Source organism: Psychrobacter sp. DAB_AL62B, assembly GCF_028895345.1.
In the GTDB taxonomy this organism is placed as follows: domain Bacteria; phylum Pseudomonadota; class Gammaproteobacteria; order Pseudomonadales; family Moraxellaceae; genus Psychrobacter.
In genome coordinates this window covers 14,515-39,103 of record NZ_SAXC01000013.1, presented here as the reverse complement: position 1 = coordinate 39,103, position 24,589 = coordinate 14,515, and the positions used below count along the sequence as shown (strand labels likewise).

The 24,589-nt window shown below is 42.0% G+C and carries 14 protein-coding genes; 10 read left to right on the top strand and 4 right to left on the bottom strand.

All coding sequences use genetic code 11. From position 1 onward, the window contains the following. Positions 1-28 precede the first annotated feature (28 nt). The 4 genes from EPB74_RS12460 to EPB74_RS12445 all read left to right on the top strand — a co-directional run bounded on the left by EPB74_RS12460 (position 29) and on the right by EPB74_RS12445 (position 6,381). Complete coding sequence (locus EPB74_RS12460) at positions 29-2,200, top strand: 3-hydroxyacyl-CoA dehydrogenase NAD-binding domain-containing protein (RefSeq protein WP_274904468.1); 2,172 nt, start codon at positions 29-31, stop codon at positions 2,198-2,200. Then, positions 2,193-3,281, top strand: coding sequence for a CaiB/BaiF CoA transferase family protein (locus EPB74_RS12455; protein WP_274904467.1), 1,089 nt, complete (start codon positions 2,193-2,195; stop codon positions 3,279-3,281). Before EPB74_RS12460 ends, EPB74_RS12455 begins: the two co-directional genes overlap by 8 nt. 53 nt (positions 3,282-3,334) lie before the next feature. Beyond that, a complete protein-coding gene (locus tag EPB74_RS12450; protein ID WP_274904466.1) occupies positions 3,335-5,023 on the top strand; it encodes an AMP-binding protein in 1,689 nt (562 codons plus the stop codon). A gap of 116 nt (positions 5,024-5,139) precedes the next feature. Continuing rightward, the gene (locus EPB74_RS12445; RefSeq protein WP_274904464.1) at positions 5,140-6,381 is read left to right on the top strand and encodes an outer membrane protein transport protein; all 1,242 of its coding nucleotides are present in this window, start codon (positions 5,140-5,142) and stop codon (positions 6,379-6,381) included. 162 nt (positions 6,382-6,543) lie between these two features. On the opposite strand, the gene EPB74_RS12440 is transcribed toward EPB74_RS12445, so the two are convergent. Further along, complete coding sequence (locus tag EPB74_RS12440) at positions 6,544-7,596, bottom strand: esterase/lipase family protein (protein ID WP_274904463.1); 1,053 nt, start codon at positions 7,594-7,596, stop codon at positions 6,544-6,546. Positions 7,597-7,801: 205 nt separating this feature from the next. After that, positions 7,802-8,914 carry a lipase secretion chaperone gene (locus tag EPB74_RS12435; RefSeq protein WP_274904461.1) on the bottom strand — a complete coding sequence of 371 codons (1,113 nt, stop codon included), beginning with the start codon at positions 8,912-8,914 and terminating at the stop codon, positions 7,802-7,804. A 402-nt stretch (positions 8,915-9,316) separates the two neighbouring features. Here EPB74_RS12435 and EPB74_RS12430 point away from each other — a divergent pair, with 402 nt between their 5' ends. From EPB74_RS12430 to EPB74_RS12420, 3 genes are all read left to right on the top strand, one after another. Next, a complete protein-coding gene (locus tag EPB74_RS12430) occupies positions 9,317-10,468 on the top strand; it encodes an acyl-CoA dehydrogenase family protein (protein ID WP_274904460.1) in 1,152 nt (383 codons plus the stop codon). Positions 10,469-10,630: 162 nt separating this feature from the next. Further along, positions 10,631-12,271, top strand: coding sequence for a long-chain-fatty-acid--CoA ligase (locus tag EPB74_RS12425; RefSeq protein ID WP_274904459.1), 1,641 nt, complete (start codon positions 10,631-10,633; stop codon positions 12,269-12,271). Between the two features lie 440 nt (positions 12,272-12,711). Next, positions 12,712-14,016, top strand: a complete 1,305-nt coding sequence (locus tag EPB74_RS12420) for an NAD(P)/FAD-dependent oxidoreductase (protein WP_274904457.1) — start codon at positions 12,712-12,714, stop codon at positions 14,014-14,016. 29 nt (positions 14,017-14,045) lie between these two features. On the opposite strand, the gene EPB74_RS12415 is transcribed toward EPB74_RS12420, so the two are convergent. Continuing rightward, complete coding sequence (locus tag EPB74_RS12415; protein ID WP_274904456.1) at positions 14,046-15,629, bottom strand: leucine-rich repeat domain-containing protein; 1,584 nt, start codon at positions 15,627-15,629, stop codon at positions 14,046-14,048. 11 nt (positions 15,630-15,640) lie between these two features. Continuing rightward, positions 15,641-16,351 carry a succinate dehydrogenase iron-sulfur subunit gene (locus EPB74_RS12410; protein WP_274904455.1) on the bottom strand — a complete coding sequence of 237 codons (711 nt, stop codon included), beginning with the start codon at positions 16,349-16,351 and terminating at the stop codon, positions 15,641-15,643. A 360-nt stretch (positions 16,352-16,711) separates the two neighbouring features. Here EPB74_RS12410 and EPB74_RS12405 point away from each other — a divergent pair, with 360 nt between their 5' ends. The 3 genes from EPB74_RS12405 to EPB74_RS12395 all read left to right on the top strand — a co-directional run bounded on the left by EPB74_RS12405 (position 16,712) and on the right by EPB74_RS12395 (position 24,574). Next, positions 16,712-18,043, top strand: a complete 1,332-nt coding sequence (locus EPB74_RS12405) for an alpha/beta hydrolase (RefSeq protein WP_274904453.1) — start codon at positions 16,712-16,714, stop codon at positions 18,041-18,043. Between the two features lie 463 nt (positions 18,044-18,506). Further along, entirely contained in the window at positions 18,507-21,185 is a 2,679-nt protein-coding gene (locus EPB74_RS12400; RefSeq protein ID WP_274904452.1) for an ESPR-type extended signal peptide-containing protein, read from the top strand. A gap of 1,586 nt (positions 21,186-22,771) precedes the next feature. Continuing rightward, complete coding sequence (locus tag EPB74_RS12395; RefSeq protein ID WP_274904451.1) at positions 22,772-24,574, top strand: ShlB/FhaC/HecB family hemolysin secretion/activation protein; 1,803 nt, start codon at positions 22,772-22,774, stop codon at positions 24,572-24,574. Positions 24,575-24,589: the final 15 nt, after the last annotated feature.

The window sequence follows — 24,589 nt, the reverse complement described above, 5'->3', positions numbered from 1 at the left end:
AAATACAATAATATAAGAAGGACTTAATATGAGTACAAATAGCGTAGATACCATCAATGCATTGAACCACTTTTCTGCCGAATCGGATAACGGAATCATCACCGTTATTATCGATCAAGCAGACCGTAAAATGAATGTCATCGGTGATGGTTTTACAGACTCCTTTGCTAAGATGACCGATAGCTTTATCAACGATGCGTCCGCCGAAGGTTTGATTTTAACCTCTGGTAAAGAAACCTTTGTCGTCGGTGCCGATATTGACCAATTGGCTAGTATCCAAACAGCCGAACAAGCCTTTGAGTTGGTCGAAGATCTTAAAGGTAGCTTACGTAAACTTGAAACATCCGGTAAGCCAGTAGTCGCTGCCATAACTGGAACAGCACTCGGCGGTGGCTTAGAGCTGGCATTGGCTTGTCATTATCGTATAGCGATTGATTCTCCTAAAACCAAACTTGGTCTACCTGAAGTTAAATTGGGTCTGCTACCGGGCGGCGGTGGTACTCAGCGTTTACCGCGCTTGGTTGGTATTCAAGCAGCATTAGAGCTTATGACTCAAGGTAAAGAGCTGCGTCCAGCTGCTGCTAAAGATATGGGTCTGATTGATGCCGTTGCCACTGATAAAGTAGATATGTTAGCGCAGGCCAAAGACTGGATCAAAGCCAATCCAAATGCTCAGCAACCTTGGGATAAAAAAGGCTTTAAAATTCCAGGTGGAGATAGCAAAAATCCTAAAATAGTACCGATATTCTCTATTGCACCTGCGATGGCCAACCAAAAATCACACGGCAACTATCCTGCAATTACGCACATTATGTCTTGTGTGTTTGAAGGTTGCATGGTCAATATCGATACCGGTCTTGAGATTGAGTCACGCTACTTTGTCGCCTGTGTGCTCTCAGCTGAATCCAAAAATATGATTACTACCCTTTGGACGCAACTTAATAGCATCAAAAAAGGCCAATCACGACCTGAAGGCTTTGAGCGCTATAAAACTAAAAAGGTCGGTATTCTCGGTGCTGGCATGATGGGGGCAGGTATTGCTTATGTCTCAGCCAAAGCGGGCATAGAAGTGGTTCTTTTAGATACGGCGATCGAAGGCGCTGAAAAAGGCAAAAACTATTCTACTAAGTTGTTAGATAAGGCCATTAGTCGTGGTCAATCAAACGAGAACAAAAAGCAAGCGTTATTAGATAAAATCAAAACGACGGTGTCTTATGACGATTTAGAAGGCTGTGATTTAATTATCGAAGCGGTCTTCGAAGATGTAGACATCAAAGCAGAATGTACCCGTAAGTCTGAAGCAGTGATACCAGAAACTGCTGTTTATGCCTCAAATACGTCTACATTGCCTATTACTGAGCTTGCAAAAGCCAGCAAACGTCCAAGCCAATTCATTGGTCTGCATTTCTTCTCGCCAGTTGATAAGATGCCGTTGGTTGAGATTATCGTTGGTGAAGGCACTGATGAGGCAACCTTAGCCAAAAGCTTTGACTATGTCGGTCAGATTGCTAAAACCCCAATCGTAGTCAACGATAGCCGCGGTTTTTATACCTCTCGTGTATTCGGTACTTATGTCTCAGAAGGTATTGCGATGTTAAGTGAAGGCGTACATCCGCGCAGCATTGAAGTTGCTGGTATGAAATCTGGCATGCCCATGCCACCACTCGCGCTGCAAGATGAAGTATCGCTCAGCCTGTCATTACATGTCATGCAACAAGCTAAGCGGGCACTAGAAGCTGAAGGTAAAACGTTCACACCACATCCTGCCATGCCAGTGGTTGAAAAAATGGTTAATGAGCTTGGCCGCGAAGGTAAGAAAGTCGCTAAAGGCTTCTATGATTATCCTGAAAATGGTGAAAAGCGCTTATGGCCTGAGCTCACTGAACTGTATCCAACTAAAGATGAGCAACCATCGCAGCAAGACTTGGTTGACCGTTTATTATACGTCCAAGCTAATGAGACCGCGAAATGTTTCGAGGAAAATGTCGTACGTACCGTGGCGGATGCCAACATCGGCTCTATCTTTGGCTGGGGTTTTGCACCTAACCAAGGTGGTACGTTACAGTTCATCAACTCAGTAGGCATTAAAAAGTTTGTTGAGCGTAGCCGCGAGCTTGCTAATCAATATGGTGAGCGTTTTGAACCGGCTCAGATTCTTGTGAAAATGGCTGAAAAGGGCGAGGAGTTTGTCGATGGCTAATTTAGCTAATACTATGACAAATTGCTTGGATGGATTGTGCGTCGTTGACTTGACGCGCAATCTCCCAGGACCTTTTGCCACCAGACTGCTTGCAGACTTAGGTGCTGAGATTATCAAGATTGAGCCGAAAAATGGAGATCCTGCGCGTGCGTTGGGTGATTTGTTTACCGCACTCAATCACGGTAAGACAATTGAGAAGGTTGACTTTCGTGACCCTGAAGGCATTGAAGCTATCAAAGCGCATCTAAAAAATGCGGATGTGATGCTCGACAGCTTCCGCCCTGAAGTGCTTGAAGGTATGGGACTGGATGCCAAAAGCTTACATGCTCTCAACCCCAAGCTGGTCATGGTATCGATTACTGGTTATGGCATGGCTGATGGAATGTCTGACGGCAGTGACGACTCTCAAATTAAGCCGCATATTAAACATAATTGGGCTGACAAAGCTGGTCATGATATCAACTTTATGGCGATGAGCGGCGTGCTTGACCAGCTCAAGACAGCCGCTGGCGAGCAGGCCATGCCTAATATCCAGTTTGCAGACTTGGCAGGCGGTAGTGACACGGCAGTGATTGCCCTTTTGGCCGCCGTGTTTTCAGCACAGCGTACCGGTAAAGGTCGTCACGTCGCGGTCAGTATGACGCACAGCTTATATCAGCATATGGTCATGCCTAAAGCGACCGGAAAGCTGGTAAAAAGCTTCTCTGGTAAAAATCCAAAGCCGCAACATGACTTTTTAGGGGGATTACTGCCTTGTTATCGTTTATATAAAACAGCAGACGAGCGCTACATGGCAGTGGGTTCGCTAGAGTTGAAGTTTTGGCAAGGGTTATGTGAGGTACTAGCGTTACCAGAGCTCAAAACCAAACACTGGCAAATGGGTGTCATGCCGAATACCAAAGACAGTCAAGAGGCGGCTCAAGTGGTTGCTGATAAGTTTGCTAGCCAGCCGCTTGCTTACTGGCAGCGGATCTTTGAGTCAGCAGATGTTTGCGTTACCCCTGTGTTGACGTTGGAAGAAGCCCGCGCGCATCCTTTATTTGCCCATCAAGATGAACACAGTGCGACACCAGGTTGGTAGTAAAGCAGCCTATCGAGTTAACCATCAATGCTAAAAACCAAGGAGGGTTTGTTATGAAAAAGGTTTGGATAGAGAACTATCCCAAAGGCGTGGTAGCTGATGTTTCAGCGACCAACCAATCCCTATTAGAGCTGTTTGAGAGCTCTTTTGCAAAATTTTCTCAAGATGAGCTTATCACCAATATGGGCGTGACTTATAGCTACGCTCAGGTTGACGAGGTTTCTAAAACGGTTGCCGCTTGGATACAAAGCCTAGGCCTCAACAAAGGATCAGTGATTGCCATTATGATGCCTAATGTCAATCAGTATCTGCCTATTGTTATTGGTGCCATGCGAGCAGGGATGGTCATTACCTTGGTCAATCCTCTATACACAGCGCGAGAGCTTAGGCACCAACTTAATGACTCTGATTGTAAAGCCATATTTATTTTGACGCCTTTTTGCGCAACGCTTGAAAAAATAGTTGGTGAAACCGGTATAAAAACCGTTGTTTGTAGCGATATCGGCGATATGTTAGGGGCTGTCAAAGGTAAAATCGTCGATTTAGCGGCCAAATATGTCAAAAAAGCGGTTCCAACCCACACGCTAAAATCCAATAGCCAGTATAAAGTCCACCCCTATAAATCTATTTTAAGAAAGGGTAAGGGTATGAGCTATACCCGACCTGAGATTAGTGCTAAAGACATAGCGCTGCTGACTTATACCGGTGGTACGACTGGCATGGCTAAAGGAATCATCGTCAGCCATCACAATGTAGAAATCGCAACCTCACAATATGAAGCTTGGTTTCAACCTATTTATGATGGAGTGACTAGCAAAGAGCAAATAAACACTATCGTTGCTTTGCCTCTGTATCATATCTTTGCTTTTGTGATCTCTATGGTAGGGATCAGAGTGGGTCAGCACCTAACGCTGATTACTAATCCGCGTGATATCGATGGTTTTATCAAAACACTCAAATTGCGTCCATTCCATCTATTGCCAGCAGTAAATACGCTATTTCAAGCGTTAATGGCGCATCCTCAGTTTAAAACAATCGATTTTTCAGCGTTTAAAATCGCGGTTGCTGGTGGTATGGCAGCAACGCCAGAAACCGCTAGAAAATGGCTTGAAGCAACGGGTCATCCTATCTTAGAAGGTTGGGGCATGTCAGAGACCATCGGCGTGGGCACTGCTAATCCTTTTACCAATAAAGAATTTAACGGTAGCATCGGCATGCCATTACCAGGTGTAGATATCAACATCCGTGACGAAGCTGGAAACGTTCTACCGTTAGGGGATGTTGGGGAGCTCTGTATCAAAGGCGATAATGTGATCTCTAGTTATCACAATATCGACAATGCGGGGTTCTTCACCGCTGATGGTTACCTCAAGACAGGTGATATCGGCACTATGGATGACAAAGGCTACGTAAGAATATTCGATCGAAAAAAAGATATGATTATTGTGAGTGGTTTTAATGTTTATCCCAATGAAGTCGAAAATGTTATTGAGACGCACCCCAAAGTTGCTGAATGTTCGGTGGTTGGCGTTGATAGTGAATCACAAGGTCAGTCGGTCAAAGCCTACGTAGTAAAGTCTGATCCTAGTGTCACTGAGCAAGAAATTAAAGCGTTTTGCAAAGAAAGCTTGGCAGGCTATAAATGTCCTCGTGACATTGAGTTTATCACTGAGTTGCCCAAGTCAACGGTTGGTAAGATACTGCGTCATGAACTGCGAAAAAAAGCCAATGAGGCGGCTTAATCATTAATTGTCATTAATTATCACTTATTGTATTAACTATAGCAGTCAATAGGATGACGCTATTCAACTCGGCAACTAATAATGTTGCTAATTTTATTCATCATGGAGGATGTCTAATGCAAAGAACTTTCTTACTATCGCAGCTTACTTGTGCGCTTGCCGCCTTGTCCCTAACTTCTATAGCAGGAGCCGCCGGATTAGATCGTTCCGGCCAGCCAAGTGAAGACTTCAGCTCAAGCGGTACGATAGCTTATATGAGTGCCTATCACATTAGCCCTGATATTTCAGGCGTAGAGTCAAACGGTGACAAAATCGGAGATCTTGGAGAGGAGTACGAAGGCTACGGTTACGGTGTCAAGACCGACATCAATGATAAATTTAGTGTTGGTGTATTTTACGATCAGCCCTTTGGTGCTGCGGTTCTTTTCGAAGGTGACAATTCACTAACTAACATTAGTGCTGTTGACGATGATCGTAAGCGAACTTCAGCTAATGTCAAATCAGATAATTTCACAGGGCTGTTAGGCGTTAATTTAGGCGCCAACAATAACTTCAAAATTTACGGTGGCCCTGTGCTGCAGAAGATTGAAGCTAACGTAAAAATTAATAGTAAAAACCCTCAACTTGCTTCTGTAAATGGTTATGACCTTAATATCGCTAAAAATGATGCCTATGGCTATATGGTCGGTGCTGCTTATGTTAAGCCGGAAATTGGTCTAAAAGCTGCCATCACGTATCGTTCAGAGATTGAGCATGATGCGAATTATGCAGAGTCTATGCCATTTATTAACGGTGTTAATACTCAATTACCGCCTGCACTCCAATTAGATGCTACACAAACTAGAGAAAGCGAGCTAACGACTCCTAAATCAGTCAATATCGACTTTCAAACAGGCCTGAATAAAACCACGCTATTGACCGCAAAAGCGCGTTGGGTTCCTTGGAGTGACTTTAAGATTACGCCACCATTGTTAAATGAAAATGGGATTGCCTTAAATGCTTTACAAGGTAAGACCGTAGATGAAGTAAATCTTTTACAGTATAGCGATGACTCTTATATGCTTGAAGTGGGATTGGGCAAGCGTCTTACGCCAAAACTAGCGGTGTCAGGTTCAGTCGGTTGGGACAGTGGTGCTGGTAATCCAGTATCGCCATTAGGACCTACCGAAGGATATTATAGTGTCGGTCTTGGTGCTAAATATAATTTAACGCCTGAGTGGGCAGTATCTGCCGGTGCTAAATATTTGATGTTAGGTGATGCAGAGGGTCTTTTGGCTGCTAGTGGCACGCAAATTGGTAAGTTTGAAGACAATGATGCCTATTTATTTGGTATGAAACTGTCTTATGCATCTAAATAATTTAATAAAATTGCATTATAAAAACTGAATTTGTCTAAAGCAAAACGATAATATTTTTTAGATTCCTATCCATTAGAAAGAGGCTATTATAAAGAAGCCATTATCTAAGATAATGGCTTCTTTGGTAAGATAAATTTGAGCTAATATTAATCTGATTTTAACTTAAACGCCTGATTTTTTTAAACGATTTGCTTGGACACGGTAAACTGTCAATGGGTTGGTTTCTAATAGCGAGCTAAGACCGAGAACCTGGTTAATAGTATCTAAATGATTCATCCGGTAGTTATCACGGATGACTTGACCTATACGCGTTGAACAGTTATCTACTAGACCATCGTTGGGGATACCTTCATGCGTCTGTCCAGTCAAAGCCAATACGTAATCGCTTGGATCTAAGACATTAGTCATATTACTAACACCCGCCCATGAATAATACTCAACACCATTCATCACATTATTCGCTGGTGGTTGACCACAATACGTCTTTGGTAGCGGTGCTGGATATTTAGCATTAAAAGCAGCACTACTTTCAGTGGTCGTTGTGGTAACGAAGTTTAGACTATTTTGGTCTTGTAGTTGGTCTAGCGGTACACCGGATAGTATATCTGCCGACACTCCAAAAGCCTCAACACTGGCGGTCAACACTTTAGCCCCTAATTGATTTAGAGGCTTGTCACTGTTTATCAGGTTATCAAGCACATATTCACTCGTCTTAGTACCTTTGTGTGGACTAGATACCGCTGTTACAGAAGCGACTTTATTAGAAGCGACTGTTGCAATATAGCGACTATCAAGACCACCTTGGCTATGACCAATCAAGTTTACTTTTTTCGCGCCAGTGATGGCGGTAATGTAATTGACTTGTTTTAATAGCTGCTCACCGCGGACTTCAGAGGAATTGACAGAAGAAGTCTTAGTGGTGAAGACATCTGCTCCGTTTGTGATTAGAGTTTGTGGCACGCCAAAAAAATAATCTAAACTACTGGCAAGCTGGTTCCAACCCAAAAATCCATGTACTAATACCATGGGATATTTAGTAGCGCCGTAGCTGCTAGTGAATATTCTTTTATCGACCTTAGTGCAGCTGGTCGGCGCGTCACAAGTGTAGTATGACGATGACGCAGAAGCTGATGTAGATGTTATTGCTAGTAGGCTTATGGCTGTTATAGCGGCGCCCGTTGATAGCCGTTGGAAACGATTAATCCTGTTTTTCATGTGACTTCCTTGTTAATGAATAAGCTCGTTAGTGAATAACATCGATACCATTATCGATGATGGTTGTACGACATCGTACTTATGGTCTAAATCCTTTAGCCAAAAGCCTTGCTAAATTAATTAGATAAGTCTAAATCCTGTTTCAAACAGCCTTTATTAAATGAGTGTTACCACTTAACATGGATAACAAATTACCCATCACCAGTTAGTTCTGTTTATTTGATTTCGTTTTTTCTATCTGTTGTAGTTCAGCATAGCCTGTGAGTCTTTTGCGCTCATCTTCATTAAATTGACTTCGCTCAAGTTGCTCTATCTGTGCTCGAGCTCCCGCTTCATTACCTGCACTATTAATCAGCGCTTGTCTTTTAGCTTGGTATTGATTAAATCTATTATCAAAATCCGCTTCTTTTGTATCTACTTCTGCTAAACGAGAAGCTGCTGCTTCGCCAACCAACCCGCGGCGCATAGCGAAAAGTTCCTCTGCACTGGCACTCTTTGCTTTCATCTCTTCGGTACGCTGAGTAAGCTCACCAAAATTCGCTTGTTGCTGAAAGTTTTGCTTTATATCGCCATCTGGTAGCCGACTGATATAATCTTCACGGCGAGCCTTTTTCTGCGCTTCATTCAAGCCAGCATCTTGTTCGATACTGACCATAGCAACGCTATAGTCTTCATACGCATCCTCTCCGCCAAAAAAGGCTTCAATCGTTGGCTGATCGAACAGCTGTTGACGTAGGCGGTTAACATCTTGCCGACGCTGAGCAATCAAGTTTAGGTCCAGTTTACCTGCTTGGGTCGTCTGCATTTGTAGGCTGCCGTAATTGGCTTGTAGATCATCTAACCCTTTTAGATAACTGACATATTGCTGAAATATTTGGATGGCTGAGCTGGCTGCAGGTTCTGGCGTATGACTGCGGATATAGGCTTCTACTCTTGCGATAATCGTCGCTTCATCTTCCTCACCCATCGCTGAAAGGAAGTAATCGAATAAGCGGCGCAATCCTTCCGTAACGACTAGCTGTCTATTTTCATCAACGATAATTCCACCATCGACATCGGTACCTTGTAATGAACGAGGCATGCGTTCAAGACCCGTAGTAAATCTAGAAAGGTTGTCACTGTTCGTGATTTGATTATTATCATTGGCTGTGTCAGTTGGATTGGTTAAGGAAGTGGATAGCGTTGTAGATGAGATGTCAGCATCGTTAACAGGTATTGATGCCGACTTTGGTTTTAACCACCAAATCAGCCCAGTTAAAACTACCAGTAGCAATAAAGCAATAATGATAATAGTTTGAGTGTGACGTTTATTATTCATAAGAGTATCGATATCCTGACAATATTTAATCTAAGCTGTCTCAACTAAGACAGACTAAGCTAAAACAGACTAAGCTAAGACAGAGCGCTATTGGAGTGACAGCTATCAGCAGTACGCATTTATTAATAGGAAAGGTGTTTATTCTGCTTGTATGGTAATTATTATTACTATAATGATTTGTAATAAAGCTAATTAATGCTTGACTGTTATTGAGATAATGACAAATAATAGGGTATTAAGCAATATTATGAATATTAATAGTAATAAAGATTACCATTGACTTAATATCAATTAAGTTGCTTACTTTGAACCATAAATATCACGAAGCGTGTTTTAGAAAACTGTGATTATTTTATAAATTTTTTATTAACTTAAGATCAACACACAATCAAGGAAGATTTTATGGCTATCGCCTGTTTTAAACCGAAGTGGATGGACGAAGAGATTGAGATGCTGCACGAGAGTGCATTGAAGCTATTTAAAGACTGGGAAGTGCATGATGAAAAGTGGCGTGAAAGCGGCATGCTTGATCGTGAGGCGTGGTTAGAAGCTGGCGAGATGGGCTTTTTATGTGCCTCTATGCCAGAAGAGTATGGCGGAGCAGGCGGAGACTTTCGCCATGAAGCGGCATTAATTTATGCTCAGTCAGAAGCCAACCAAGCAGGGTTTGGCGGCTTTTTGCATTCAGGAATCGTAGCACCCTATATCTTGCATCACGGTACCGAAGAGCAAAAGAAGAAATGGCTACCGAAGATGGCGACCGGTGAGCTTATCGGCGCTATTGCCATGACTGAGCCGGGTACAGGTTCTGATTTGCAAAACATTAAAACCTTTGCTGTCAAAGACGGTGACGACTATATTATCAATGGCTCAAAGACCTTTATTACTAATGGTCAACTAGGCAACTTAATCATCGTTGCTTGTAAGACCGATAGAGAGCAAGGTGCTAAAGGCGTCTCGCTAATTGTGGTAGAAACCGACAATGCTCCCGGGTTTGAGCGCGGTAAAAAGCTGAAAAAGCTAGGTTTGGCTTCACAAGATACCTCAGAGCTATTCTTTAGTAATATGCGTGTTCCGCAAGCGAATTTGCTCGGTACCGTTGAAGGTATGGGCTTTATGCAGTTGATGCAAGAGTTGCCGCAGGAACGTTTGATCGTAGCGTTAGCAGGTATTGGCGCTATGAAACTAGCACTAGATTTGACCATTGACTATACCAAAGAGCGTACTGCTTTTGGCAAACCAGTCTGGGGCTTTCAAAATACCCGTTTTAAACTAGCTGAGTGTAACAGCCACTATATCGCTGCAAGTGCGCTATGTGATGCCGCTATAGAAGCCTTATTAGAGAATAAGCTCACCGTACAACACGCCGCGCTAATCAAATATTGGGTCACCCAAAAACAGTGCGATGTGATGGATGAATGCGTGCAATTATTCGGTGGCTATGGCTATATGATGGAATATCCTATCGCTCGACTATATGCCGATGCACGGGTACAAAAAATTTATGGTGGTACTAATGAGATTATGAAAGAGCTGGCATCACGTTTTATGTAAAAACGGTTTGGTAAGATCACCTGATTTATATAAATCAGGTATCGGTAATTACTTTTTTGGGTGTTATTAATACGCTTGTCATTTTGATTTTTTAAATCTTTGATCAATGTGCTAGATTAGGTAACACCCAACTATTCAGAACGACCTTTCAAGGAGGAAAGTATGCTCGGACAGATGATGCAACGCCCATTATTGATTAGCCATCTAATTCAACATGCTGCTAACTACCATGGCGATACCCCAATTATCTCGCGTGAGACTGATGGTAGTACCACTCATTCCGATTGGAAAACCATACATAGTAATAGTAAGCGTCTTGCGAATGCTTTGGCTAAACTTGGCATAGAGCAGGGCGATCGCTTAGCGACTATCGCTTGGAATAATAGGCGTCACCTTGAAATCTGGTACGGCGTGTCTGGCGCTGGCATGGTATGTCATACTATCAACCCGCGCTTATTCCCACAGCAAATCATTTATGTCGTCAATGACGCTCAAGACCAAGTGCTGTTTTTTGAAAAGACATTTCTACCATTAGTAGTAGGGGTTAAAGACCATCTACAGACAGTCAAACACTTCGTTTGTATGACTGCACCCGATGAAGAAGTCAGAGCGCAGATACCTAATGTTATCTTCTATGATGATATCGTCGATGAAGAGTCGGACGAATTTGAATGGCCTGAGCTTGATGAAAATACACCAGCGTCATTATGCTATACCTCAGGCACGACGGGTAATCCTAAAGGGGTGCTGTACACCAATCGTAGTACGGTGCTGCATAGCTTTGGTATTAGCTTACCCGATTCCATCAATCTATCGGCACAAAATGTGGTCTTGCCCGTAGTACCAATGTTCCATGCCAATGCTTGGGGTCTGCCTTATGCTGCAGCGATGGTTGGTGCCTCATTAGTGCTACCAGGACCGAATTTAGATGGGCATAGTTTGGCAGATATGATCGACGACTATAAGGTTAATGTCGCGGTTGGCGTACCGACTATTTGGCAAACCTTACTAGCCGCTGCTAAAGAGACGGGTACTAAGCTGCCTAGCCTGAAACGCAACGTGGTCGGTGGTTCAGCGTGTCCGTCGTCTATGATTAAAACTTTCCGTGATGAGTTCGATTGTGAGACCTTACACGCGTGGGGTATGACTGAGACCAGTCCGCTAGGAACGGCCAACCAGCTCAAGGCTAAACATAGCGATTTATCAGAGGAAGATAAACTGACTATCCGTTTGTCACAGGGTCGACCACCATTTGGCGTTGAGATTCGTATCGTTGATGCCGAGCAGAATAATAAATTGCTACCTAATGACGGTAAAACCTCGGGCAACGTGCAGATCAGAGGTTACTGGATCGTCGATACTTACTTTAATAGTGAAGAGTCGGCACTTGAGTCGAATGGCTGGTTTGATACGGGCGACATTGCAACGATCAACGAAGACGGGTATTTAAGGATTCGAGATCGTGCTAAAGACTTAATCAAGTCAGGTGGTGAGTGGATATCCTCAGTAGAGCTAGAAGACATTGCCATGTCGCATCCGGCAGTAGCGATGGCAGCGGTTATTGGCGCCACACATCCAAAATGGGATGAGCGTCCGATTATCATTACTCAACTGGCTGTTGGCGAGCAGGTAAGCGAAGAGGCGCTAATCGCTCATTACGAAGGTAAAGTAGCAAAATGGCAGCTTCCTAATGCTGTCATCTTCGTAGAAGCAGTTCCGCTAAATGGCACTGGGAAAATGCTCAAAAAAGACTTACGTGAGCAGTATGGTAATCACCTTATTGAGCGCGGTTTGATCGACTAAATAAGCAATATTTAGGCTTTCATTTAACAGAAAGTCGTTTATTCGATAAGCTGTTGATACTATATATTTTGTAGTATCAACAGCTTTTTTTATAAGATTAAGAGAGTAATAGTCCTGCCTTCTAGGGCAAGATAGGAGATATAGATCACATGGTTACCGTACTAAAGGCCAAGTATGCTTAGGTAAATACCACTGGCAACTTAAAAATCAAACCAATGCTATCGGTGCTATTTTAAATAATGATCTATTTGCAGTGGGGCTATGCAATTGCAGTATAAAAAGTGATGTCTTTCACAGCTGGGTGAGTCAGTTACTGCTACCCACGCTACACAGCTATTAATGTTTAATCCTGTTAGGTTTGACGTCCTGACTCCAATTAAATAGTCATTAACATAGCAATAGCGGTCTATATTTGGTTATGTTATTTTCAGGACAACATTATGAGTATTCTTATACCTAAAATCGTTGTTATCGGCGGTGGTGCTGGCGGATTAGAGCTTGTAACTCAGTTAGGGCACAAATTAGGCAAAAAAAAGCACGCGGACATACTGCTAATAGATAAAAATCGTACCCATATTTGGAAGCCATTACTGCATGAAGTTGCAACAGGCTCTATTGACCCTGATTTAGATAGCGTTGTGTACTCAGCGCATGCCGTCAAACATTATTACCGTTTTCAGCTTGGAACATTTCTTAATATTGATCAAAGTAATAAAACCATTACTCTTGCCCCTCTCTATGACGAGTTAGGCCACACTATTCTGCCAGAGCGCAGCGTCCACTACGATTACCTCGTTATTGCCATAGGCAGCGTAAGCAACGACTTTGATACTCCTGGTATAAAAGAGCATTGCTACTTTTTAGATTCAAATCAGCAAGCACAGCGTTTTCAGCACTCACTACTCGATAGCTTTACACGTATTCATCAAGACGATAATCAACAGCAATCACTCACTATTGCCATTGTTGGCGGTGGCGCTACAGGTGTAGAGCTTTCAGCTGAGCTGTATCATGTCTCTGGTTTATTGAAGCTATACGGTTTGACAAATATGTCATCTAAGCGATTACGTATACAGCTGATTGAAGCCGGACCGCGTATTCTACCTGCCTTACCAGAACGTATTGCGACCAGCGCTAAACTGGAGCTATTAAAATTAGGCGTTAACGTACGGGAACATACACAAGTCAAAGAGGCTAACGAGTACGGTTTTATTACTAAAAATAATGAGCAGATTGACGCTGATATTATGGTATGGGCAGCAGGTATAAAAGCGCCTGACTTTATTGAAGACTTGGGTGTTTTTGAGCTCACTCGTAGCAATCAAATCCACGTAAATCAATTTTTACAAAGCACGGTGAATGACAGTATTTTTGTATTGGGCGATTGCTGCGCCTTTACCCAAGCCGATGGTACGCAAGTACCGCCGCGTGCCCAATCAGCGCATCAAATGGCACAATGTGTCGAGGGAAATTTGATTGCGACATTAAAAAACCAGCCGCTTAGTAGCTTTGTATATAAGGACCATGGATCGCTGGTTAACTTATCTGGTTATAACACGGTAGGAAATTTAATGGGCAACCTAACCAACAATAGCTTTTTTATTGAAGGAAAAATTGCTCGTTTTATGTATATATCACTTTATCGTATGCATCAACGTGCTATTCACGGCATAGTCAAAACATTTATCTTATGGATGATTGAAAAAGTACTGCGCGTAGGCCGTCCAAAAATGAAGTTACATTAATCAGAATAATCATTATAGATTGCTCATTACTATAATTTTAAACCGTATACAGTCTCTATAGAATGCAAGTAATCCAGTATCTTCGGAGAAAGATTATTAAGCGGGTTTCCCTTAAGATTAATACAGTCTAGATTGGTTAGCTGCAAAATACTGTCAGGCAGGTTGTTAAGATTACAATGAATCAGATCAAGCTTAGTGAGGTTAGAGAGTTGACCGATGCTATCAGGCAGATCTTTAAGATCACAATGACTAATGAACAGCTCAGTTAGGTTAGTGAGTTGTCCAATACTATCCGGTAAATCTCTAAGCTCGCAATGACTGATATAAAGCTTAGTTAGGTTGTTGAGTTGCCCGATGCTATCCGGCAGATTTGTAATCTTACAGCCAGTAAGATTAAGCATAGTAAGACTCGTGAGCTGTCCAATGCTGTCTGGTAACTCTCTAAGCTCACAGTGGATAAGATTAAGCGCAGCAAGATTAGTGAGTTGCCCAATGCTATCCGGTAACTCTTTAAGCTCACAGTGAATAAGATTAAGCTCAGCAAGGCTAGTCAGTTGTCCGATGCTATCCGGTAAGTTTTTAAGCTTACAGTGAATAATATCAAGTTTAATTAAGTTAGTGAGTTGCCCAATACTATCAGGTAGGTCTTGAAGCTGACAATGACTAATGAACAGCTCAGTTAGGTTAGTGAGTTGTCCAATACTGTCAGGTAATTTTTTAAGCTCACAATGATTAATATAAAGCTTATCGAGGTTAGTGAGTTGACCAATAGTATCGGGCAGGTGTCTAAGCTTACAATGAATCAGATCAAGCTCAGTAAGATTACTGAGTTGGCCGATGCTATCAGGTAGATACTCAATCTTACATTCACTGATAAAAAGCTTAGCAAGATTAGCCAGTTGACCAATAGCGTCAGGTAACTCTTTCAGCTCACAGTGAATAAGATCAAGTTCAACAAGATTAATGAGTTGACCAATACTGTCAGGCAATGCTTTCAGCTCACAATGACTGATAAAAAGTTCAGTAAGGTAAGTGAGTTGGCCGATACTGGTAGGTAATTCTCTAAGTTCGCAATGACTAATAACAATCTTAGTTAAGTTCTTGAGTTGACCAATACTATCGGGCAGGTATCTGAGCTTACTTTTATCAATAAAAAGCCCGGTAAGGTTACTGAGTTGACCAATACTTTGAGGTAGATCTCTAAGCTCGTAACGATTAATAAAAAGCTTCGTTAGGTTAGTGAGTCGGTCCATATTATTTGATAAGTCACTCGAATTAATACCATGAAAATTAATTTCCACGTGACTTGTGAGGTAAGCCAGTTCGTTAGAGCTATAATTTATTCTATATATACGTCTATATTCCCGTTCATCCAGCCCAGTGACTTCCACTTCTATAATTTCTAGAATCTCTAAAGTCTCTAACTTTCTGATTGCCAGTGCCGCCTCTTTGTCATGAGGCGTCTCATAGCCGAGCATATCAAATGTGTCTGCCCACTCCCGTATTTCCTCAATCCAACTATCGTTAATATCTAGCGCTTTAACCTCTAGCGCTGTACTGAAAGTATCAAATATAGAGATTTCTTGAGATTTATTATTAGTATCTTGACTCATAATCTCGCTCCTTAGCCCGCTTGGTTAATCAGCATATTACGCAAGTTGCCAATGGCTTTAGTTGGATTCAAGCCTTTTGGACAATACAACACGCAATTCATAATACCGCGACAACGGAATAAACTAAAGGGGTCTTCTAAACGTAACAAACGTGCTCGGGTATCGGTGTCACGGCTATCAACAGCAAAGCGATTAGCGTTTAGTAGTGCGGCTGGCCCTAAAAACTTATCAGGATTCCACCAAAATGATGGGCAAGCGGTTGAACAGCAAGCACACAAGATACATTCGTAGAGACCGTTGAGCTTTTCACGTTGCTCAGGTGATTGCAGGCGCTCCGTTGGAGGTGGTGGCTGATCGTTGATTAAGAACGGGTGAATCTTTTCATATTGTTGATAAAATTGGTTCATATCGATAACCAAATCACGAACAACGGGTAAGCCTGGTAGCGGACGAATGGTGACTTTCTCAGGCAAGTCATTCATATTAGTTAAACACGCCAAGGCGTTTTTACCATTGATGTTCATGCCATCAGAACCGCAAATACCTTCACGGCAGGAACGGCGAAAAGTGATGGTTTCGTCTTGTTTTTTAAGGCGTATCAATAAATCAAGCAGCATACGATCTGAATCTAGCAGTTCAATCGTATAGCTTTGCATACGCGGCGCTGCGTCCTTATCAGGGTCGTAGCGATAGATTTCGATGGTGCGAGTACCTCGGCTCATAATGCTAAACTCCCAATATAAGTAATCTGCTTTTCATAAAATATATAGCTATATATGACTATATACTAATTTCTTACTTAATAGTGGTCGATAAGTTCAAAGTCGGGTTTGATGGTAATTGTCATTTGTGAACACTAGGGCGTGTCCTCAATTCGAATGATAGTTATGTTAATAGGCTAAAAATGGCTAAATCTACGCCAAACTCCGTCAAGTATCGGGTTGATATACTCATATTACCTGCGCTATTTTTCTTATTTGGCTAATATTTATCACCATTTTTCAAATGAGGACATGCCCTAGGTATCTTTACTTTATACTAAGATAAAAGCCAATGCTAATTTTGATTGAATGAGAGGGTTTATGAAAATCTTGCCGACATCATCGCTAAATGCATTGCTAACAAAAGTAATAAAAACCGTAGAAACCACTGCGCTTAAACGTACCAATCAGCGACATGTCCTGCATTATATTCTAAAAGGGCTAGGTGACTTACCAACGCCAGTCCTTGAGCGACTTAATCACTATCTAAAGTCTCCTACAGTCGAACAGTACCCTAACGCTGATGCTCATATGAGACTAATTATCGGTTTAAACGATAAGCTTAAGCCGCCTATACAAATCACGCAATTAATACAGTTACGGCAAAAATTTGCAACCGAGATGGTCGCTATTCAATCTCCAAGTGTATGGCAGCAAAGGAATGCTGACGATAACTCTAAACATAAAAACAGTAACCATAAAGAAAACGGCAATTCGGTGAGCTGGCAAGACAAGGTTATTGCCAACGCTGATAGTGGTGATATGATTATTCGCTGTTATCAGGCAGCGTCTAGCGCTACTCAAAATCCTGAACAAAACGATGATAATGTGGTGATGTTATTTTTCCATGGGGGCGGATTCTGTGTCGGTGATGTCAATACAGATCATGAATTCTGTCATACCGTTTGTGCGCAAACCAGCTGGGCAGTTGTCAGTGTTGACTATCGGCTGGCACCGGAACACCCTGCTCCCACCGCTATTAGAGACTGTCTTGAGGCTTATGCTTGGTTGGCTAAGCATGCTCATACCCTTGGTGCATCATCATCTCGTATCGTTTTAGCAGGTGATAGCTCAGGCGGTGGTCTTGCAGCATTGGTAGCGCAGCAGGTGAGCAACGCCACTGTTAGGCAATCTTCCGATAAACAGGAATATATTAATATGCTTGATGACTTTACTATTGATATTTTCCAGCAGTTGCAAAATTTACCGCGTCCACTGGCACAGCTATTGTTATACCCGATCACGGATATCGGAACGGATTATCCAAGCTGGAAGTTGTATGGTCAAGGCTTAATGCTAGATTATAAAGATATTGAATTGTTTCATGCTGCTTATCTGAAAGATAGCTCCTTAACACAACCGCACGCGCTTATCTCACCCATGTGGGGTGATAATACAGAGATATGTCCAAGCTATATCGTTGCTGCTGAATTAGATATTTTACGTGACGAAGCACTGGTTTATGCCAAAAAGCTGCAAGATCATGGTATCAACGTGCAGACTCATATTATCCTTGGCGTACCACATGGTTTTACTCATTTGATGAGCGTACATAAAGGTCTTGGGCGCGAGATGACTGATACTATCGATAAGTTTGCCATTTTTGTACGGCAGATAATTGGTACAGAAACAAACACAACGATGTTGGAATAAAAATTCATAGGGGGTTATTGAGGCGGTTATGATTGATAATTTTAGCGCTAAAGGTTTTACTTTTAGTACAAAGGGTGTGTCAGTTGGGCGTTAAATAAAATGCAGTTATTAAGATGCGGATTGGTTTGACCTATGCTGTCAATCCTGTAGACATTCACTTGGGAGATTTTAGTTACGCAGCCTGACGACAATAATCAAACCACATTTGTATTGGCGTTTTATAGCCTAAACCCTTTTGAATCCTAGTCTGGTTATACTCAAGCACTATATATTTAGTCATATATCGTGCTTTAATAATATAATTTTACAGATATGTTGATTTTGTGCTTTAATAAGTTACAGTTGTCATTTATAAGAATTATTAATGTAACTCATTAATCTTCTAACAAATACTTTTGCTTTAAGTTCTAGCTAAAACCTTGATTTTATCAATGAATAATTTTTTAGGCTTATGGAGCGAACTATGAATAAGGTGTTTAAAAAAAATTGGAGTAAATCATTAGGTTGTGTCGTTGTGGTATCTGAAAGTGCTAAGAGCGCTGGTAAGACTAACTGTACCACTGGCGCTGTCACCCAGACTGCTCGCTCAACTGGATATAAGGTGTTGATTATAAAAGGAATTGTTTTCAGTATTGCAGCTATTAGTGGCACTACAGTTTGGGCAGGCGTAGTATGCGTAACTGATCCTGTTTCTGCGGGAAGTACCGCAGTAGGTGCAACTACACTGGCATGTGGAATAAATAACACAGCTAACGGTCTCTATAGCAATGCCTTAGGTATTGATAATAAAGCAATGACTGAAGCTAGTGCATTAGGTTATGCAAATGAAGCAACAGGCCACTCTAGTAGTGCAGTGGGGTTTTTTAATAAGTCCACGGGTAATGATAGCAGTGCGCTAGGCTATATAAATACTGCATCTAAAATTAACAGCAGTGCCGTAGGGTCTAACAATATCGCATCAGGTAGTTATAGTAGCGCGTTAGGTTATAAGAATACTGCATCTGAAACTAAAAGTAGTGCAGTTGGTTATGCTAATGAAGCATCAGGTGATTCTAGTAGCGCAGTGGGTTATACCAATAAAGCGTCAGGTAGTTATAGCAGTGCGCTAGGTTATAGGAATATTGCATCTAAAACTAAAAGTAGTGCAGTTGGTTATGCTAATAAAGCATCAGGTAATTCTAGTAGCGCAGTGGGTTTTGAAAATATATCAGAAGGTGATTATAGTATTGCAGTTGGTTATAGAAACACTGCATCAGGTGAAGATAGCAGCGTGTTCGGAAGTTATAGCCAAGCCACTGCAACAGGCGCAACCGCCATTGGTAGTTTCTCCATTGCAGATGAAAAAAATACGGTTTCAGTTGGTAGCAAGGGTTTCGAGAAGCGTATCACTAACGTAGCAGATGCGACAAACGAAACGGATGCTGTAAATAAACGTTATACCGATGGCAAAGCATCTGAAACCTTAACCGCCTCCAAAGGTTATACCGATGACAAAGCGACCGAAACCTTAACCGCATCAAAAGGTTATACCGATGGCAAAGCGACCGAAACCTTAACCGCATCCAAAGGTTATACCGATGGCAAAGCATCTGAGACTTTAACTGCCTCCAAAGGTTATACCGATGGCAAAGCATCTGAGACTTTGAGCGCCTCCAAAGGTTATACCGATGGCAAAGCATCTGAGACTTTGAGCGCCTCCAAAGGTTATACCGATGGCAAAGCATCTGAGACTTTGAGCGCCTCCAAAGGTTATACCGATGGCAAAATATCTGAGACTTTAACCGCCTCCAAAGGTTATACCGACGGAAAGGCGTCTGAGACTTTGACTGCATCAAAAGGTTATACCGATGGTAAAGCGACCGAAACCTTAACCGCCTCCAAAGGTTATACCGACGGAAAGGCGTCTGAGACTTTGACTGCATCAAAAGGTTATACCGATGGTAAAGCGACCGAAACCTTAACTGCATCAAAAGGCTATACCGATGGCAAAGCATCTGAGACTTTAACTGCCTCCAAAGGTTATACCGATGGCAAAGCATCTGAGACTTTGAGCGCATCAAAAGGTTATACCGATGGCAAAGCATCTGAGACTTTGAGCGCCTCCAAAGGTTATACCGATGGCAAAGCGACCGAAACCTTAACTGCCTCCAAAGGTTATACCGATGGCAAAGCGACCGAGACTTTGACTGCATCAAAAGGCTATACCGATGGCAAAGCATCTGAGACTTTGAGCGCCTCCAAAGGTTATACCGATGGCAAAGCATCTGAGACTTTGAGCGCCTCCAAAGGTTATACCGATGATCAGGTTTTGATTGTTAAACAGAGTATTGCTGCACAGCATAAATACCTAAAAGTTAATGGTGGTACGTCTGCCGAAGGGATTGCTAGTGGAGACAACGCAATGGCTTTAGGAGCTAGTGCAAGTGCACAAGGCAAGCAATCTATTGCAATGGGCGATGGTGCCCAAGCAATAGGTGAGCAATCTATTAGCATTGGTACAGATAATAAAGTGACTGGAAGTTATTCAGGTGCGATTGGTGATCCAAGTACTGTCAGTGGCAATAGCAGTTATAGTATGGGCAATAATAATACAGTGTCTGGCGACAATACTTTTGTGCTAGGCAATAACGTCAATACTGCTGCAAAAAATGCAGTGGTACTCGGTAATGACTCTAGCTCTAGCCGTGAAAATACGGTGTCGGTTGGTTCTGCTACTAACCAACGTCAGATTATCAATGTTGCTAATGGTAGCGCTGATAATGACGCAGTCAATGTAAGTCAGTTACAAGCCGCAAAAACGAGCGCTATCGAAACCTCGAACACCTATACTGATGAAAGATTTACGTCTCTAAATGACTCGATTCACAATTATGTGCAAAACAATGGACAGCGTTTTAAAGAAATTGATGAGCGTTTTGATCGTCAAGGTGCGATGAGTGCTGCGATGTTAAACATGGCAACCAGCACATCAGGTCTACAAGGTAAAAACCGTATAGGTGTAGGCGCAGGTTTTCAGGGTTCTGAGCAAGCGGTCTCCTTAGGTTATCAACGTGTTATAAACCCCAATACCAGCTTCAGTCTAGGTGGTGCGTTCACTAAAGATGAGAGCTCTGGTGGTGTGGGTATGGGCTTTAGCTGGTAAGCCTCAAGTAAATCAAAACTAAGAAAAGGGACATTAATTTGTCCCTTTTACGTAATTATCATTCCACATTCATTATCTAAATTCCATCAAAAAAAGTGAAGGCAAGCAGGTTTTTACGCTAAGCCTAGATGGATAATGATAGAGATAAAAATACCCTTTATGACTGGTGCTTAAAGCGATAAAAAAACAACTATTTTACGCACCGCACTGTTTGAACCGCCCTGATATTGTCATATTCTCTCAGAATGTTGAGTCTCCGACAATACTGGGGCGATTCAGTATTGAATGGGGTGGAGATTGGGAGAAATTTAAAGATGGGCTTCATTACCAGTTGCCGTGGCCAAAACACCCAAAGTAGTCATAAACCAGCCGTCCGTAATGGGCGGCTCTTTTTTTGTGTCTAGAGTTTGATAGTCTAATAGATGAACGCAAATGAACACAAAATTCAGCAACCGAGAATTACTCGGTGATTGGTCTGAATATCTCAATATCGATTGCTATTTGATTACTTTTTATATGCTGATAGAAAATAGCAGACAATAAAAAAGACTTTCAATCGCTTGAAAGTCTTTAATGGTATAACTTTTATATGGTGGGCCCAGTAGGACTTGAACCTACGACCAAAGGATTATGAGTCCTTGTTTTTACAACAACAATACACAATGGATGGCGATAAGTAGCTGCAAGTATTGGCTGAAAGCCCTTTGTAATAAAGGAATTGGTTAGAAGCTAAATATATCTATCAACAAGTAGATATGCCTATCAATAAATTTAGAGTATCAAAATAGTATCAAAAAATTAATAGATTAAATAGTTAAAGAATCTATCATACATAAAAGATATCTTTATAGCTTCAACAATAAAGGACAAATCTTTCATTCAAAGTAATAAAAAAGTCAGCAGATCATTAAGCTTTTTTCTCTGTAGTTTAGGTTAAAGCTATTCTAGAGTATAAGAGACTTAACCGTCCAAGATTAGAGAACAAGCGGTTCGCGTGCTAATAGAAGAAAGTGGCGGTTATTATTCCTCCTAGTTAGCCATTAAACTATAGATACAAAGACAGGATGCATAACATCTATAACCCTAGAGACATGTCATAAAAATCACACAGTCTATGCTTGTATAGCACATTAAACGTATTCCCATAACAGCGCTTATAGTAAATAAAAGAATCCGATAAATATAACGTACAGTAAAATGGCAGCTACGGTGCCAAAACTATTTAACCAGTATTATAGGGTCCGCCCATTATACAGACATGCTTTTTGAGCAATATTAACAGCGTTCTTTGTGTGTTTGCCTCAACATAACACGCCGCTGATAACCATTCACTAAATTTCTACAGTACTCATATTGCTTTGCTATTAGAGAACCGTTTAAAAAAGATTGCTGAGACTAGATCTATATACCTAAACAAGCTTTGTATAGATAAGCTTATTCCTATAAAGAAGTATCCATTTAATACAAAGTAAGTACTCAAAAGTATATTAAAAACAATGAAGTAGATATTAAAAGACAATGCAAAAAAAGCTTGCAATGAGCTGCTATCAATAGCATAATTTTACCACTATAAAAATGGTGGACTTATGTATACAAGTATTTTTGGTAAGAATAGAGCAGGGCATAGGTGGCGGTTTTTATCGATTAGTGTGGCAAGTATTTTGATGAGCATGGCCGCTCAGGCTATCACGCCTGAGCAATACCAAGAGCAGCGTAGTGAAGCCTTAAAGCAGCAACAGCTCGTTAATCCCAATGTTACGATCGATACCAATGTCTTTAAGCCTGCGCCTTCAGCCTCTATCACACCTTCTGCTTCTCAGGGTACTGACCCAGCCTCTCTTCCTTGTTTTGATATCAATCACATCTATCTAACGGGCGAGCTGAGCGAAAAGTTCACTTTTGCATTGACGCCTTATACAATGGGTAAGTCCTCCTTATTTGGCAGCTGTCTATCCGTCAATGACATCAATCAGCTGGTCACCAACGTTCAAAACCGTATTATTGAAGAAGGTTACGTGACTACTCGCGTCTTGGTACAAAACCAAAATCTAAAATCTGGCAATCTATTCCTCACCCTCATTCCGGGTCGTATTGATCAGATAACGGCGGTTGATATCAAAGCCAGTCGTCCTATTTATGTCGATAGCCGCCTCAATAGTGGGGGCAACCCTGCCAACTTTGCGCCTGCCATGCCAATGCAGTCCGGTGATTTATTAAACGTTCGTGATATAGAACAAGCGCTTGAGAACTTTAAGCGTGTCCCTACGGCCGATGCCGATTTCTCTATTGCCCCAAGTAGCCGTATGAGCACGCCGGGTTACAGTGATATCCAAGTCAAATGGCAGCAAGACAAGCGCTGGCGCTTATCTGCCTCTGTTGATGACTCAGGACAAGAGAGCACGGGTATCTATCAAGGTAACGTAACCCTTTCACTAGACAACCCAACTTGGCATAACGATTTGTTGTACCTCTCTTATAACCATGATCTTGATGGCGGTAATGACAAGAATGATGGCAGTTGGGGCTATAACGTTGGGTATGTATTGCCCATTGATAATACCCAACTGACCCTCACGCACAGCGGCTACAACTATGATCAGACGGTTGCCGGTGCCAATCAAGATTATGTCTATAGCGGTGAGTCTTATAACACGGAAGCATTAGTCAGCCATTTGGTTCACCGTGACAACCACAGTAAAACCTACCTAAAAGCGGGCGGTTATGCCAAGCAACAAAACAACTTCATCGACGATACTGAAGTTGAAGTACAGCGTCGCAAAACCTCAGGGTATAAAGCAGGTATTGGTTACGAGACCATCATTGGTAAAACCCAATGGATCGGCGATGTGATCTATCAGCGTGGTACGGCTGCCTTTAATGCCATCAGTCCGCCTGAAGCCTTATTTAATGAAGGCAGTGCGCGTGCCGGTATCATCAAAACCAACATTGATGTCAACCAACCTATTAAGCTTGCTGATAAAGCACTCAATTACCATGCAGCGTTTAAAGGGCAATATGCGACAGAGGCATTGACACCCAATGAGCGCTTTAGCATTGGTGGTCGCTATAGTGTACGCGGCTTTGATGGTGAGCGTAGCTTAAGTGGCGATCATGGTGCTTTACTAAGACAAGAGCTGAGTGCCTATCTAGGAGATAAGCCGCATGCCGTTTATGCCGGTATTGATGCTGGTTATGTCAAGCTCGACAATGCTGCGCAAGATGATCTGCTGCTTGGTAATCATCTGGTTGGCGGAGTCGTTGGCGTTAAAGGTTATGTGACGCCGATTAGAACCAGCTATGACTTATTTGCCGGTTACCCATTAGCACAGCCTGACAATTTTAGTGATAAAGAATGGGTAACGGGTTTTAGCTTGGGTTGGCAGTATTAAAGCCTAATTCTAAGC

What these genes read in the sequence shown, in the direction of transcription:
- EPB74_RS12460 (WP_274904468.1), top strand. Translation starts at nt 29, where the DNA reads ATGAGTACAAATAGCGTAGATACCATCAATGCATTGAACCACTTTTCT.
- EPB74_RS12455 (WP_274904467.1), top strand. Translation starts at nt 2,193, where the DNA reads ATGGCTAATTTAGCTAATACTATGACAAATTGCTTGGATGGATTGTGC.
- EPB74_RS12450 (WP_274904466.1), top strand. Translation starts at nt 3,335, where the DNA reads ATGAAAAAGGTTTGGATAGAGAACTATCCCAAAGGCGTGGTAGCTGAT.
- EPB74_RS12445 (WP_274904464.1), top strand. Translation starts at nt 5,140, where the DNA reads ATGCAAAGAACTTTCTTACTATCGCAGCTTACTTGTGCGCTTGCCGCC.
- EPB74_RS12440 (WP_274904463.1), bottom strand. Translation starts at nt 7,596, where the DNA reads ATGAAAAACAGGATTAATCGTTTCCAACGGCTATCAACGGGCGCCGCT.
- EPB74_RS12435 (WP_274904461.1), bottom strand. Translation starts at nt 8,914, where the DNA reads ATGAATAATAAACGTCACACTCAAACTATTATCATTATTGCTTTATTG.
- EPB74_RS12430 (WP_274904460.1), top strand. Translation starts at nt 9,317, where the DNA reads ATGGCTATCGCCTGTTTTAAACCGAAGTGGATGGACGAAGAGATTGAG.
- EPB74_RS12425 (WP_274904459.1), top strand. Translation starts at nt 10,631, where the DNA reads ATGCTCGGACAGATGATGCAACGCCCATTATTGATTAGCCATCTAATT.
- EPB74_RS12420 (WP_274904457.1), top strand. Translation starts at nt 12,712, where the DNA reads ATGAGTATTCTTATACCTAAAATCGTTGTTATCGGCGGTGGTGCTGGC.
- EPB74_RS12415 (WP_274904456.1), bottom strand. Translation starts at nt 15,629, where the DNA reads ATGAGTCAAGATACTAATAATAAATCTCAAGAAATCTCTATATTTGAT.
- EPB74_RS12410 (WP_274904455.1), bottom strand. Translation starts at nt 16,351, where the DNA reads ATGAGCCGAGGTACTCGCACCATCGAAATCTATCGCTACGACCCTGAT.
- EPB74_RS12405 (WP_274904453.1), top strand. Translation starts at nt 16,712, where the DNA reads ATGAAAATCTTGCCGACATCATCGCTAAATGCATTGCTAACAAAAGTA.
- EPB74_RS12400 (WP_274904452.1), top strand. Translation starts at nt 18,507, where the DNA reads ATGAATAAGGTGTTTAAAAAAAATTGGAGTAAATCATTAGGTTGTGTC.
- EPB74_RS12395 (WP_274904451.1), top strand. Translation starts at nt 22,772, where the DNA reads ATGTATACAAGTATTTTTGGTAAGAATAGAGCAGGGCATAGGTGGCGG.